This is a genomic window from Carnobacterium maltaromaticum DSM 20342 (assembly GCF_000744945.1).
Lineage (GTDB): Bacteria > Bacillota > Bacilli > Lactobacillales > Carnobacteriaceae > Carnobacterium > Carnobacterium maltaromaticum.
Genome location: NZ_JQMX01000001.1, coordinates 952,948 through 967,517, shown reverse-complemented (window position 1 = coordinate 967,517; position 14,570 = coordinate 952,948). Strand labels below are relative to the sequence as shown.

The window sequence follows — 14,570 nt, the reverse complement described above, 5'->3', positions numbered from 1 at the left end:
GAAGAGGGTCAATTATGAATGATATTAAAACACGGATTAAAAATGAAAAATTAGGACCAGCTTTCATAAAAGGAACATTTGGACTTGAAAAAGAAGGCTTGCGTGTCACACCAACTGGTGATTTAGCTTTGACAAATCATCCTGCTATTTTTGGGAATCGTAGTTTTCATCCCTATATACAAACAGATTTTAGTGAATCTCAACTTGAGTTAATTACACCTCCAGTTGAATCAATTGATGAATTATATAATTGGTTAGCAGCCATTCATGACGTAACAGAACGGTCGCTGCCAAAAGATGAATATATTTGGCCTATGAGTATGCCTGGCGCATTGCCAGAAGAAGCGCAGATTTCAGTAGCCAAGTTGGATAATCAAGAGGATGTTGCTTATCGTATACACTTAGCTGAAAAATATGGTAAGAAAAAGCAAATGGTTTCGGGCATTCATTACAATTTTGAATTAGATGCTGGCTTTTTAAATGCTTTATATCAAGGGCAATCGAGCATAAAAGAGTATAGTCAATTTAAATCAGAAGTCTATATGAAATTAGCTAAAAACTTTTTACGCTATCGCTGGGTTTTAACTTATTTATTTGGTGCTTCTCCAACAGTAGCTTCTAATTTCTATCAAGCAGACCAAGAGCCTTTAAAAGATTATGTTCGTAGTATCCGAGGTAGCCATTATGGCTATGTAAATACGAAGGAAATCCAAGTTTCTTTTGAGTCATTAGAAAGTTATGTAGAAGACATTGAAGAACTTGTAAATAAAGGTGCATTAAGTGAAGAAAAAGAATTTTATTCAGCAGTTCGTTTAAGAGGCGGCAAAAGAAATCGAGATCTATTAACGGATGGTATTCATTACTTAGAGTTTAGAATGTTTGATTTTAATCCATATGCAGCTTTTGGTATGACGAAAGAGGATATGAAATTTATTCATTTATTCTTGATGTCGTTGGTCTGGATGGATAAAATTGCGACTGTTGAAGAAATAGAAGTTGGGAACTTAATGAATGAAAAAACGGCATTAGAGCACCCAAATACAGTTTCTAATTTTCAACAAGAAGCGATTCGCTTAGTTGATAATATGCTTGAAATGCTTCAATCTTGTGAGTTTTCAACTGAAATGAAAGAGTTGGTCATACAGGCAAAGGCACAAATTCTAGATCCGCAAAAAACAATAAGTGCCCGCTTAATTAAGGATATAGCCAAAGTGGGATCTTTTAAAGAGCTTGGTATGAAGTTAAGTCGTCAGTATAAAGAGGAAGCCTTTTTAAAACCTTATAGCTTACGTGGTTTCACATCAATGGAGTTATCAACCCAATTGCTGATGTTTGATGCGATTCAAAAAGGCGTAGAAGTAGGGATTCTAGATGCTAGTGAGCAATTTTTAAAACTGCGTCACTTAGATCATATAGAGTATGTGAAAAATGCGAATATGACCTCAAAAGATCAATATATCGCACCATTGATTATGGAAAATAAAACAGTCACAAAAAAAGTTCTAGCTGGCGCAGGCTATAAAGTTCCTGCAGGTGAAGAATATCAAAATGCACGAGAGGCTAAAGGGGCTTATTGGAATTATGCTGGTAAAGGAATTGTTGTGAAACCTAAATCAACAAACTTTGGAGTGGGAATTTCAATATTTAAAGATGGTCCGTCTAGAGAAGATTACGAATTGGCGATTGATTTTGCTTTTAAAGAAGATAAAGCTATATTAGTCGAAGAATTTATTACAGGTACAGAGTATCGTTTCTTTGTCATCGGAGATGCTGTAAAAGCGATTATGCTGCGGATGCCAGCCAATGTAGTTGGAAATGGTGAACAGACTATTGAGGCCTTAGTTAAAGAAAAGAATAAAGACCCGTTACGTGGTACAGACCACTTAGCACCACTAGAATTAATTCAATTAGGCGAAATTGAACAACTGATGCTAAAAGAACAAGGCTATACAATTCAAAGTATTCCAACAAAAGGTACGATTGTTTACCTAAGAGAGAATTCAAATATCAGTACTGGTGGAGACTCATTTGACTATACAGATACAATTGATGACTCGTACAAACAAGCTGCAATCGATATGACTAAAGCTTTGGGAGCGGTCGTTTGCGGAGTTGACTTAATTATTCCAGATTATACAAAACCTAGCACCAAAACAAATCCTGGCTATGCAGTTATTGAGGCGAATTTTAATCCGGCGATGCATATGCATACTTTTCCGTACAAAGGACAAGGACGTAGGTTAACAATGGCTGTTTTAGATATGCTGTTTCCAGAGTTAGGTATATTTTAAGAATTAGGTATGAAAAACTGTTCTGATTCAGTTAAACTAGAAACAAAAGCCAGCAATTGATATCATCGATTGAGGAAACTTGTAGCAGTTTATGAGAATCATAACCAATTTAAACTAGGTGAGACCGGATTATTCTGGGCCAAACAGTATAATCAAAATGAACAATTAATAGAGGCTGAGGACTTTGGTCCCAGCCTCTATTTCATAAAAATAAAAAAACGACCTAAATCAAAGGAAGTATTTGTTGAAAAGGTAAATTCATGATAGAATTTGAAGCATAAATGGATTTGTTACCTATAGATAGGAGCTAATTATGGAAAAAATATATTTAGATCATGCTGCAACTAGTCCAGTTCATCCAGAGGTTTTGGAAGTGACTTACGAAGCAATGAAAAACCATTATGGAAATGCTTCAAGTATTCATAACTTTGGGCGGGACTCTAGACGATTATTAGACGATGCTCGATTAACATTTGCAAAAAGTATTGGTGCTAAACAAAGTGAAATTGTCATTACAAGTGGCGGAACTGAAAGTGACAATACTGCAATCATTGAAACGGCTTTATCTAGGCAAGAAACTGGGAAGCACCTAATCACATCAGAAATTGAACACCATGCAGTTTTAGAACCCATGGAGTATTTGGAGTCATTAGGTTTTGAAGTGACCTATTTACCAGTTGATACATTCGGTAGAGTTGATCCCGAAGCAGTCCGAGAAGCGATTAGACCAGATACTACATTAGTTTCAATTATGTATGGTAATAATGAAGTTGGAACCTTGATGGATATTGCCAAAATCGGAGAAATTGTTGCTGAAACAGATAGCTACTTTCATACAGATGCAGTTCAAGCATATGGGTTAGAAGATATAGACGTGAAGAGAGACCAGATTGATTTATTATCTGTCTCAGCGCATAAGATTAATGGACCAAAAGGTGTCGGATTCCTTTATATTAGCGAAGGCATCCATTTGCCTAGCTTTATGCGCGGTGGGGAACAAGAAACCAAACGTCGGGCAGGAACAGAAAACATTCCAGCTATTGTAGGATTTAAAAAGGCTGTTGAAATTATCGCGGCCGAAAAAAAGGAGCGTCGTGAAAAATATCAAGGATATAAAGGTCAGTTGATTAAGAATTTAGTGGATACAAAAATTGATTTTGAGATTAATGGGGACCAACAAAACGGTTTAGCTCACATAGTGAATATCTGGATTAAAGGTGTTTCCTCTGAGCAATTGCTGATGAACTTAGATTTGATGGGAATTGCAATTTCAGCAGGATCAGCGTGTACAGCTGGAAATGTTGAACCTAGTCATGTTTTAACTGCGATGTATGGCCCTGAAAATCCTCGGATTTCAGAATCTGTACGGATCAGTTTTGGGCTTGGAACAACTTCAGAAATGCTCTCTGAGTTAACTGATAAACTAGCTTTATTTGTTAGCCGATTAAAAATAAATTAGGTAGTTAAATAAAAAATTGCCCAAGTAATCATGCCAATAAAAAATAATACCCCGATGATAGCTTGGTACTTGAATAAACGATCCCACTTCATACATTCGTCCTCCTAAAATAAAAAGTTTGTTGAGCCGTTTAGCTCCGGCAAGAAAATAGGGAAAATTGATAGGACGCTTTTTGTCCTCTCGAATTTTCATCTTTTTCTCGAGGAGTTGGCTCAAAAGAACTAGCCTGAATAAAAAGTTTGTTGAGCTTGATCAATGCTTTAAATTATATAACTTTAGTATACAAGGACATTTAATGCATTAATAGTAACAAAAATGTAAGATGTCGTACAAATTTGCCACCTGCTGTTGTCAGTTCATTAAAGTAAAAAATTAAAGTAGAAGAAGAGACGGATTGTATGATATAGTAGTAATGTAAAGGGTTTATATAGTAATGGAAAATCTAATGAAGAGGTGACCTTAAATGGCATTTGAAACAACAGCAAGTTTAGTCGGATCAACAGAAAAGTATCGCTTGACGCCAAACGTCAAAAAATTTACATTACGTGATAACGGTTTTGAAGAAACCAGCTCTGGCAATTATCAATTTATTCGTCCTTTGGATGGATCACCAGAAAATAAACAAGGAATTAAATTGAAAATTATTGTTAATAAAGATTTAAAAACGTTTAAGATGTCAACTACAACTAGCAATGGGCTAAGAGCAGTTAACATTTATACAAATGAAAACTTTAAAATGAGCGTAGACAAATTTAAATTTATTATGGATGGATTTATTGAACGTGGTGTAATGGAAAAAGCTGAATAAAGAAGAAAAGCAGTTAGAGAGAGACCCTACCTGCTTTTTTGAACGAATTAATTAAAATAGTGACAAAAATAGAACAGATAGTAAAATTTAATAGAAATGTTCATTGTTATTCAATACATTAATCTTGATTTATCATTAAAAGCCGTTATAATGATTAAGACTGGAAAAATACGACCTTCAAATCGTAAAGATTTTCAGAATCTATTTGAAATGATGGTGAAAGAAATGACAGACAACAGCAAAACACGTGTCGTAGTTGGCATGAGTGGCGGAGTTGACTCATCTGTTACAGCTTTATTGCTGAAAGAGCAAGGCTATGACGTGGTGGGGATTTTTATGAAGAACTGGGATGACACAAACGAAGCTGGTGTATGTACAGCAACGGAAGATTACAATGATGTGATTCGTGTGGCGAACCAAATTGGGATTCCTTATTATTCGATCAATTTTGAAAAGCAATATTGGGATAATGTTTTCCAATACTTTTTAGACGAATATAAATTAGGTAGAACGCCAAACCCTGATGTGATGTGTAACAAAGAAATTAAATTTAAAGCTTTTCTAGACTACGCAATGAGCTTAGGTGCCGATTACGTTGCGACAGGACATTATGCTCAAGTTGAACGAGATGAAGCAGGTGTCACTCATATGTTGCGTGGTGTGGATACAAATAAAGATCAAACTTACTTTTTAAATCAATTATCACAAGAACAATTAGCTAAAACAATGTTTCCCCTAGGAGGCATGGAAAAATCAGAAGTGCGTAGAATTGCTGAAGAAGCTGGATTAGCAACAGCGAAGAAAAAAGATTCAACCGGTGTTTGTTTTATAGGAGAACGAGATTTCAAAAAATTCTTAATGACCTATTTGCCGGCTCAAAAAGGCAAAATGGTGACTCCTGAAGGCGAAGTAAAAGGGGAACATGATGGCTTAATGTACTACACAATCGGTCAACGCCAAGGCTTAGGTATTGGTGGCGGCGGAGCATCTAGCGAACCTTGGTTTGTTATTGGCAAAGACTTAGCAAGTAATACATTGTATGTTGGACAAGGGTTCCACCATGAATGGTTATATGCAACTCATTTAGATGCAACAGACATTCATTTTACAACAATGAAAGAAATGCCAAGAGAATTCAAGTGCACAGCAAAATTCCGTTATCGTCAAACAGACACAGGTGTGACAGTTCATTTAAACGAAGATGGAACAACTGCTCGAGTTGAATTTGACGAGCCTGTACGTGCGATTACGCCTGGACAAGCAGTTGTATTTTATGATGGTATGGAATGTTTAGGTGGCGGTACAATTGATGTTGCCTATAATGATGCCAAAGTTTTACAATATGTTTAAAAAGTAACTAAATAGAATAAAAAAACAGCCAAGAATTTTGATTCTTGGCTGTTTTTTTAACAAGGTGCGAAAAAAGCTGCACTTTTCTGCTTTATGTAAAGAATAAAATTGACAAGGCTCAATAAAAAAAGGTATGCTTTTTAGATTAAGAAAGGAGTGAACTAGAATGGAAGAGATTAAAAATCTTATCAGACAAAATCCTGATAAATTCAAGAAAAACCCACTATTATCAATAGTAGCCAGTATGTGTGGCGAAGAGCAAAAAATACAAAATACCGAAGAAAATTGGTACGTGGTCTTTAAGGAAACGATTAAATTAGTTGCGATTACAGCAGTAGAGGGCGTGGAGCACTATTTCAACCAATTAAACCCAACAATTGCCTATTTGCTCATCAATTACATAAAAATACTTGAGTTTTCAGATTTGGAATTATTTATGGAACATGGAATTAAACTAGTCGACCCAGAAAATCCAACAAAGTATACAAAAGAGCAGAAAGAGCAAGATTATCAAGAAATGTATGATTGGTTACTTGAAAATAGCCGACTAACAAATGAGCTATCATTGACATTAGTTATACGCTATCATGCACTATTAAATCAATTATTGATTGAAGATTAAAACGTTATAAAAAAATTTTGAATTCTAGTAACTAGAAAAAGCCAAAAATAATGAAAAGAGTATGAAAATGCTAGCTCTATCCTTGAATTTATTACTCCATTCAAGGATAATAGGATAAAAGTGAGAAGAGGGCGTGAGAGGATGGCAAAATTATATTTTGTAAGGCATGGAAAAACAGAATGGAATTTAGCTATGAAATTGCAAGGGAGCAAAGGTGACTCTCCATTGTTAGAGGAAAGTTATTTTGAAACAGCTCTCCTTGGTGAACGACTGAAGAAAATTTCCTTTTCTAAAGTCTATGTTAGTCCTCAAAAACGAGCAATTGAAACAGCCAATGTTTTAATGGAGGAATTACTAATCAAACCTGAAATAATCCAAAAAGAAGGTCTAAAAGAATTTGGTTTAGGTGAACTAGAGGGGCAGTTGATTCTAGATGCTATTGATGCCTACCCAGAGCAGATGCACCATCTAAGAAATAATCCTCATGAGTATGATCCCAGTGAATTTGGAGGCGAAACATTTAGTGAGATGATTAAACGGAGTGTGGTTGTCGTTGAGGAAGCCGTTATGCAAAATCCAAATGAGAACTTATTGTTTGTCGGTCATGGTGCGACACTAGTTGCGCTTATTCAAACACTATCAGGAAAACCGTTGGAACAGATTAGAAAAGCAGGTGGCTTAGATAATAGCAGTTTAAGTATTATTGAAATGAATGAGTTAGGTTATGAATTAATTTTATGGAATGATACAAGCCATCTAGATTCTTTGAACTAAGCTCATTGAAAAGTCTGGTTTATCAGCTTAAGATGGTGTAAAATAGTAAGGCTGAGAAAGAGTCAGGAGTGTGGCAAATGGATGAGAATTTAAAAGCTTTTGAACTGTGGGATAAGGGAGAATACAGCGAAGCTATCCAAGTTTTACTTAATCAAATTGAAGAAAATCCTGAAAATATGGCAAGTTATTATAATTTGGCCAATATGCTATTGGTTGCCAAAAAAGAAGAAGATGCGAAAGCTGTTTTGCTTGTGGCAAATGAAAAAAGTCCAAACCATCCAGAAATTTTATATGCTTTTGGAACCTATTACTATCAAATTGAAGATTATCCTCAAGGAATTCATGCATTTTTAGCTGTTTTTCAACAAGATACGTATTTAAAAAAAGATAGTTTAGTGATGATTGCTCAGTGCTATATAGCATTAGGAAATCCTCAAAAAGCTTTAGTATACTTACTTACCGCTGAGGAAATAGATGGAACGGATAGTGACGTATTAATCGTGATGGGAAATACGTTTATGCAAATTAAAGATTTCAAACAAGCTCAAGAATATTTCAAAAAAGTGACAGAAGTAACGCCTAAAAACGCGGAAGCTTGGTTTAAAAGAGGTTTAACCAGTTTAGTTTTAAACGAAGAAAAAAAACTTGTTGAAAGCTATTTTAACCAATCAATGGAATTAGATCCCGTTTTTTATCAAAAAAACAGACAGCAGTTAGCTGAAATTCAAGCATTTATTCAAAAAAATGAGGACTAGCCAAAAAGATAGGAAGGAGGCTGATAGAAAATGGCGATGCAAGAAGATTTAGATTTATTTATCGGGAGCGAACCGTTTGTCGTTGGACAAGTAGTAGCAATTTTCTATCAAAATCCAACAAATTTTTATAAAGTTATTTTGGTTCGAGTGGTGGAAACAGACAGCAATTTTAAAGAAAAAGAGATTGTTGTTACTGGGAGTTTCGGACAAATTCAAGAAGAAGAAATTTATCGTTTTTATGGGAAGCTGACGGATCATCCTAAGTTTGGAGTCCAGTTCACGGCAAGTAGATATAGCCCTGAACGTCCAACATCAGCTGCTGGAATTGTTAATTATTTGTCTAGTGAAAAGTTTCCAGGTATTGGGAAAAAGACAGCTGAAAATATTGTTGAGGCTTTAGGTGATCATGCAATTGATGAAATTATTGCCAATCCAGCCGTTTTAAAAATGGTAGCAGGTTTAAATCAAAAAAAAATTGATTTATTAGCTGAAACGTTGCAAGCTGGCGATGGTATGGAAAAGATTATAATTGGTTTGAATGGATACGGGTTTGGTAGTCAACTTGCTTTTTCAATTTACCAAACTTACCAAGAAGAAACCTTAGAAATTATTCAAGAAAATCCCTATCAATTAGTAGACGATATTCAAAATATCGGTTTTAAAAAAGCAGATGCTATTGCAGAACAACTAGGTTTTGCAGCAGATTCTCCAGCCCGTATTCGAGCGGCTATTTTGTATGCTCTCAATGAACTTTGTTTAGGACGAGGAGATACTTATACGCTTGCAGAACCACTTTTAGAAGAATCATTAAGAGTGTTGGAAGAAAGTCGTTCGGTTATGATTGATCCTGATTTTGTAGCTAATGAATTAATTGGCTTATTAGAAGAGCGACGTTTAGTTGAGCATCAAGAAAAACTTTATTTACACTCGCTATATGCTGCAGAGTGGGGGATTTCAACTTCAGTCAAACGTTTATTAGAACGTAAAAAGAAAATTAACTATGATCAACATGATATCCCAAAAGAAATTCGCAAATTAGAAAAACGTTTAAATATTTCTTACGGTGCTTCACAAATTGAAGCAATTGCCGAAGCCGTTGTTTCCCCGCTTTTCATTTTAACTGGTGGTCCAGGAACTGGAAAAACTACGGTACTAAATGGAATTGTTGCTTTATTTGCTGAATTAAATGGGTTGTCGTTGGATATTAATGACTACCACAATGCTATTTTTCCAATTTTGCTAGCGGCTCCAACAGGTCGAGCTGCTAAGCGGATGAACGAATCAACAGGCTTACCAAGTAGTACAATTCACCGATTGCTGGGTTTAAATGGGCGTGAAAAAAACTCAGACCCAGTTTCTGAACGTGAACTGGAAGGCGGTTTGTTAATTGTTGATGAGATGTCAATGGTAGACACTTGGTTGGCCAATAGTTTGCTAAAAGCCGTTCCAACAAATATGCAAGTTATTTTAGTTGGGGATAAAGATCAATTGCCATCAGTTGGTCCGGGTCAAGTTTTACATGATTTACTAGCATCTAAAGTAATACCCAGCATGGAATTAAATGAAATCTATCGTCAAGAAGATGGTTCATCTATTATTCCATTGGCTCATGAAATCAAAGATGGCAATTTACCGGCTGATTTTACAGCGAATAAAAAAGATCGTTCTTTCTTTCAATGTGACACGATGCAAATTGAAAATGTGATTAGACAAGTTGTTGAACGAGCAAAAACAAAAGGTTTTACGGCACAAGATATTCAGGTTTTAGCTCCGATGTATCGTGGTCCAGCAGGTATTGATGCTTTGAATAAAATGATGCAAGAAATTTTCAATCCTAATGATACAGGTAAACGTAAAGAATTAAAGTTCAATGATAAAGTTTATCGAATTGGAGACAAAGTTCTACAGTTAGTGAATAATCCTGAATCAAATGTGTTTAATGGAGATATGGGTGAAATTGTTGGCATTAGTTACGCGAAAGAAACGGATGATAAAGTCGATGAAATGACGATTCAATTTGATACAAATGAAGTGACCTATAAACGGAACGAATGGAATAAAATCACATTGGCTTATTGTTGTTCTATTCATAAATCACAAGGTAGCGAATTTAAAATGGTTATCTTGCCGATGGTACGCAATTACAATCGCATGTTACGTCGTGATTTACTTTATACAGCAATTACTCGTAGTCGCGATTTACTTATCTTATGTGGCGAACCACAAGCTTTTTGGACCTGCGTTGAGCGCTCTTCTGATGACCGTTTAACAACATTGAAAGATCGTTTACTAGAAGATGATGAATTAGAAGTTTCGTACCAAGTTATTGCTTCACCTTATCAGGAAAAAGAACAAGTACTAGACGTTGAACCAAAAGCTCTGCCTGAAAAAAAAATTACAGAAGTTAAGACTAAAGAAGTGAACTTATTTGATTTAGAAGAAGAAAGCGTCGAGTACCAAGTTGAAATAAAAGATCCAAATCGTTATATTCTAACAATTGAAATGGTTAAAAATAATCAGATTGATCCAATGATTGGAATGGAAAATGTTACTCCATATAACTAACAAAGCCTAGAATTTAACTATAAATCTTTAACGTCCTATTCTTGTAAATGAGAAGAAGAATAAATATACATCAAAAGCTAGTTAAATTGGGGTATTCAGACCCAATTTAACTAGCTTTTTAGTAGTATTGATTTAAACTGCTTGTAGTTCTTCGTTTTTTTCATCTAATAGAGCTTGTCGATCAGCAATTTTAAAGAAAGGATAATAAATTAAGGTATTGATTGTTAAACAAATTAAGAAGATTAGGATATATTTAATTCCGCCCGCCAGTGGAATAGATAATAATTTTGGCGTAGTCCAAGGCATCAAGCCAATGAGTGGATTTAAATTGACTTGAATAAATGAAGTCAATCCCCAAGCGGATAACCCAATAATTAAGGGACTAAAAACCATTGGAAGAAAGAAAATTGGATTTAGAACCATGGGCATACCGAAAACTAAGGGTTCATTAATATTAAATAATTCTGGAATGACAGCTAATTTAAACATGGCTTTGTACCGTTTTGATTTTGCCACGACCATTGAAAGAATCAATCCAAGGGTACAACCTGCGCCACCCATTGTAATCATTGTCGTAATAATCCCTAAATTTCCATAAGGAAGATCGGTACCAATTCCGCCACTGGCTTTATAAGCAGCGATGTTTCCTAAAATAATGGTATATGTTAATGGAGAAATAGCTCCATAAACCACATTTGGATGAATTCCAAAGAACCAAAGGAAGCTAGCTAAGGTTAAAATAAGAATAAAAGCAATTGGAGTAGAAGTTAAAAGTCCTAAAGGTTTTGCAACTAATTCATTAAAGAATGTCAACATATTCCCGGCTTGTGTAAAACCAAATCCCACTCTTAAAGAAAAAGCGACGCCAACCACAACCATTGAAGAGAAGGCTGGAGATAAAGATTCTGCAACCATTGGTGGGATACTATCAGGCAGTTTGGGATTAAATCCTTTTTTTGTCATTTTAATATAGAGCCAACTAGCAACGAAACTAACGAGTAAAGCTGCTAGTAATGATTGTCCCCCAAATGCAGAAATAGGAAATGCTTCGATTACTTTACTCGTCGTCTCTTTCGTAATCGGATTAGTACTGTAGTTTTTTGCCACCTCTGTGATTCCTTGGCTTGTTGTTAACATAATTGTTTGTGGGCTAATAATTAAAAAACTTAATAGCCCCAAAAATCCAGCATTTTGTGAATTAACTTGCTGCTTTTTAGCATACGCTGCAGCAAAAATAAATGAGACATAAAGAGCTAAAGCATTCGTGCTAGCATTGATAACGGCATCGACATGTTCCATTATTCCAACTGAGGTTAACCAAGTTCCCCAAGCTGTTGGAATAGGCCAATAACCAACAATTGCAACTAAGGCAATGCCTAGAATGATAAAGGTTAGACGAACAAAAGATTCAGAAAGAGCACCTAAGAAATAATTATTATTAATTTTTTCAGCAATTGGCATAATCCGTTTAGTCATTAAATCTTCAATTTTAGTCATCATGATAGTGTCATCCTTTTCTATTTTGAATTAAAAGTAAATTTTTGATAAGGTAGATGGGCTAAATCTTGTAATAAGTGCAAATCATCTTTCGATAATGTTCCAATTTTGTTTTTATTTTCTGAATGTGCTGTTGTTTGAAGGATGATTTGTAATTCACACTCGTATTGTCCATATTGATTGTTAGCGATAATAATATCACCAAATTTTAAATCTCCTAGGTAGTCAACAGGTTTAATTTTTTCTTTTTTATGAAGATGTCTTGAAAAAGCTGAACGTAATACATACTCAGAATATTCTGGCCGAACAAAGTGAAAATCCGAATTTAAAATAGTTGCTTCAGATTCTGATAAAGGACGTTCCAACTCAATATCTAAACTAAATGGTTCGTCATAAAATAAGTGACTCATTTCTTTAAGCTCTTTTTCAGAAGCAAAACAATTACCAATGATAATATGATCAGCTAAATCAAGTAATAAAATCTGTTTTAATTGCGTACTCAAAGATAAATTCCGATGTTCTTCCAACGTACATAAACCTTCTTGGAGCTGCCATGGTCCTACTTCTGCTGACTTTGAAGAAACAAATAATGTTGTTGGTAAATGATGAGTATGGTACTTTTTAGTAATTTCTTTTGTATGTTCGACTAACATTCCTGTTTGGCGTTGAGGATAGAAATTATAAGACGCCGATAATTGCTTTTTATTTGGTGAAAAGCTCATAATGCGGTCAATATATTCTAGCCCAGCACTCATATTTAGCTCAATTTTTATCCCATGAGGATTGTGACTCATTATCATTTCCTCTAAACCAGAATAGCCTCCGTCTAAGCGTAGTGTACCAACACCAAGATCAGCAAAAAAAGATAAGTCTTTCCAACTAGCTCCAAGATTAGGTAAAAGTAGTGGATTTACGTCCAAAATAACCTCCATATCTAATGAGTTTGCATAGTGTATAATTTTTTTAAACTGATTGATGACATCAGTTGAATCGCCAGTTACTTGCAAAAGACTAGTAAAAACTCTTTTAAATTTGTATTTAGCTGCAAGTTTTAAATAAGCAATTGTCTCTTCGTAGCTTGTTTTTTCTGGATAAATTGAAATACCAATTGTTTTAGTCATATAATCTCCTTAATTAAACGTTTTCATAACTAGTTATATAGTGTATAGTAAAGGAGAAAAATGATTCAAGATAGTATAAAGTATTTATAAATAGTAAAATACTACTATAATGTTAGAGGTGTGAAAATGGAAAATTTAACTTTATTTTTATTATGCAAATTACATAAAGCTAATTGTTATCATGTTGGTTATACCCCTTTTTGTGTTAAAGATATTTACACAACTTTTTCAAAATTTGATTTGTCTAATATCATTTTAAAATACGAAGATAAATTTAAAAATGCGTTGTCTGAAGATATTTATATTTATGTAATCAATGAATTAAATAGTGTAGTTATTGCCTGTTCTAAAAATCAGGAATCCTATATTTTTAGTTTACAATTAGAAGGAAAAGTGACTAAAGAGAGTATTCATAACCTTGCGGAATTATTTTACTTAGAAATTTATTCAGCTTATAAGTCCTCTTTTATTTTAGTGGATACGCTAAATTTTGATCGAGAAGCTATCAAAGAAAAAGTCTTTAAAAAAACGTATGAGCAATCTTTACATCATAATCCTAATTTTGAAAAGTATTTATTACGTGCGGTTCAAAAAGGCGATGCAAATGAAGCTTTGGATTATTTAGACGAACTAATTAAACTTCCTTTAAATGCTTCTTTAGCAAAAAATAGTGATCGCCATTATAAAAACTTGTTAATTTCTTTTGTCACCATTATTACTCGGGCGACAATTGATGGAGGACTCTATTCAGAAAATGCATATATATTAAGTGATAATACGATTGAAAAAATTGAAAAACAAACGCGATTAAATTCGGATAAAGCTTATCAATTAGCTAGAGAAATTATTTTGGAATTTATTCAACTATTAATGACCAAAAAAAGGAGTAGACATTCTGGTTATGTCAATCAAACCATTCAATATATTCAAAAAAATACTCAAAATAAAATAAAAGTCAGTACAATTGCCGATTTATTAGACATTACACCCAATTATCTGGCAACATTATTTAAAAAAGAAACAGGGATGACAATTCTTGCTTATAGTCAAAATGAAAAAATTAAAGAAGCTATCTATTTGATTGAGAATACGACAATCTCACTTTCCGAAATTGGAAGCATTCTTTCATTTACGGATCAAAGTCATTTTATTAAGGTTTTTAAAAAAATTAAAAATCAAACGCCGAAAGACTATCAGAGAAGGAATAAGAAAGTATAATTGAATGCGAAAAAAGGTTGAAATTAATTTAAATAGTCTTTATCAGATACTATTTGGCAGGAAATTAAAGTTGAAAGTATCGGTTGTAATATATAAGAAAGCCTATGTTG

At 34.2% G+C, this 14,570-nt stretch carries 11 protein-coding genes; 9 read left to right on the top strand and 2 right to left on the bottom strand.

Annotation, left to right across the window (positions count from 1 at the left end):
- The first annotated feature begins 14 nt into the window (after window positions 1–14).
- The 8 genes from gshAB to recD2 all read left to right on the top strand — a co-directional run bounded on the left by gshAB (window position 15) and on the right by recD2 (window position 10,624).
- Window positions 15–2,291: a bifunctional glutamate--cysteine ligase GshA/glutathione synthetase GshB gene (gene gshAB, locus BR77_RS04545; RefSeq protein WP_015076099.1), complete on the top strand. Its 2,277-nt coding sequence runs from the start codon at window positions 15–17 to the stop codon at window positions 2,289–2,291.
- 313 nt (window positions 2,292–2,604) lie between these two features.
- Complete coding sequence (locus BR77_RS04535; RefSeq protein WP_015076100.1) at window positions 2,605–3,750, top strand: cysteine desulfurase family protein; 1,146 nt, start codon at window positions 2,605–2,607, stop codon at window positions 3,748–3,750.
- A 463-nt stretch (window positions 3,751–4,213) separates the two neighbouring features.
- Complete coding sequence (locus tag BR77_RS04530; protein ID WP_010050560.1) at window positions 4,214–4,558, top strand: DUF1831 domain-containing protein; 345 nt, start codon at window positions 4,214–4,216, stop codon at window positions 4,556–4,558.
- Between the two features lie 96 nt (window positions 4,559–4,654).
- Window positions 4,655–5,908 carry a tRNA 2-thiouridine(34) synthase MnmA gene (mnmA, locus tag BR77_RS04525; protein WP_015076102.1) on the top strand — a complete coding sequence of 418 codons (1,254 nt, stop codon included), beginning with the start codon at window positions 4,655–4,657 and terminating at the stop codon, window positions 5,906–5,908.
- Window positions 5,909–6,074: 166 nt separating this feature from the next.
- Window positions 6,075–6,530: a hypothetical protein gene (locus BR77_RS04520; protein WP_015076103.1), complete on the top strand. Its 456-nt coding sequence runs from the start codon at window positions 6,075–6,077 to the stop codon at window positions 6,528–6,530.
- Window positions 6,531–6,671: 141 nt separating this feature from the next.
- Window positions 6,672–7,304, top strand: coding sequence for a histidine phosphatase family protein (locus BR77_RS04515; protein ID WP_010050566.1), 633 nt, complete (start codon window positions 6,672–6,674; stop codon window positions 7,302–7,304).
- Window positions 7,305–7,381: 77 nt separating this feature from the next.
- Window positions 7,382–8,059: a tetratricopeptide repeat protein gene (locus BR77_RS04510; protein WP_015076104.1), complete on the top strand. Its 678-nt coding sequence runs from the start codon at window positions 7,382–7,384 to the stop codon at window positions 8,057–8,059.
- Window positions 8,060–8,089: 30 nt separating this feature from the next.
- Complete coding sequence (gene recD2 / locus BR77_RS04505; protein ID WP_051926661.1) at window positions 8,090–10,624, top strand: SF1B family DNA helicase RecD2; 2,535 nt, start codon at window positions 8,090–8,092, stop codon at window positions 10,622–10,624.
- 132 nt (window positions 10,625–10,756) lie between these two features.
- On the opposite strand, the gene BR77_RS04500 is transcribed toward recD2, so the two are convergent.
- Together BR77_RS04500 and BR77_RS04495 are read right to left on the bottom strand one after the other, a co-directional pair.
- Entirely contained in the window at window positions 10,757–12,124 is a 1,368-nt protein-coding gene (locus BR77_RS04500) for a PTS sugar transporter subunit IIC (RefSeq protein WP_015076108.1), read from the bottom strand.
- A gap of 17 nt (window positions 12,125–12,141) precedes the next feature.
- On the bottom strand, window positions 12,142–13,242 hold the full coding sequence (locus BR77_RS04495; RefSeq protein ID WP_016356405.1) for a DUF871 domain-containing protein: 1,101 nt from the start codon (window positions 13,240–13,242) through the stop codon (window positions 12,142–12,144).
- Window positions 13,243–13,368: 126 nt separating this feature from the next.
- Here BR77_RS04495 and BR77_RS04490 point away from each other — a divergent pair, with 126 nt between their 5' ends.
- Complete coding sequence (locus tag BR77_RS04490) at window positions 13,369–14,460, top strand: AraC family transcriptional regulator (RefSeq protein ID WP_015076110.1); 1,092 nt, start codon at window positions 13,369–13,371, stop codon at window positions 14,458–14,460.
- Window positions 14,461–14,570: the final 110 nt, after the last annotated feature.

What these genes read in the sequence shown, in the direction of transcription:
- gshAB (WP_015076099.1), top strand. Translation starts at nt 15, where the DNA reads ATGAATGATATTAAAACACGGATTAAAAATGAAAAATTAGGACCAGCT.
- BR77_RS04535 (WP_015076100.1), top strand. Translation starts at nt 2,605, where the DNA reads ATGGAAAAAATATATTTAGATCATGCTGCAACTAGTCCAGTTCATCCA.
- BR77_RS04530 (WP_010050560.1), top strand. Translation starts at nt 4,214, where the DNA reads ATGGCATTTGAAACAACAGCAAGTTTAGTCGGATCAACAGAAAAGTAT.
- mnmA (WP_015076102.1), top strand. Translation starts at nt 4,655, where the DNA reads ATGTTCATTGTTATTCAATACATTAATCTTGATTTATCATTAAAAGCC.
- BR77_RS04520 (WP_015076103.1), top strand. Translation starts at nt 6,075, where the DNA reads ATGGAAGAGATTAAAAATCTTATCAGACAAAATCCTGATAAATTCAAG.
- BR77_RS04515 (WP_010050566.1), top strand. Translation starts at nt 6,672, where the DNA reads ATGGCAAAATTATATTTTGTAAGGCATGGAAAAACAGAATGGAATTTA.
- BR77_RS04510 (WP_015076104.1), top strand. Translation starts at nt 7,382, where the DNA reads ATGGATGAGAATTTAAAAGCTTTTGAACTGTGGGATAAGGGAGAATAC.
- recD2 (WP_051926661.1), top strand. Translation starts at nt 8,090, where the DNA reads ATGGCGATGCAAGAAGATTTAGATTTATTTATCGGGAGCGAACCGTTT.
- BR77_RS04500 (WP_015076108.1), bottom strand. Translation starts at nt 12,124, where the DNA reads ATGATGACTAAAATTGAAGATTTAATGACTAAACGGATTATGCCAATT.
- BR77_RS04495 (WP_016356405.1), bottom strand. Translation starts at nt 13,242, where the DNA reads ATGACTAAAACAATTGGTATTTCAATTTATCCAGAAAAAACAAGCTAC.
- BR77_RS04490 (WP_015076110.1), top strand. Translation starts at nt 13,369, where the DNA reads ATGGAAAATTTAACTTTATTTTTATTATGCAAATTACATAAAGCTAAT.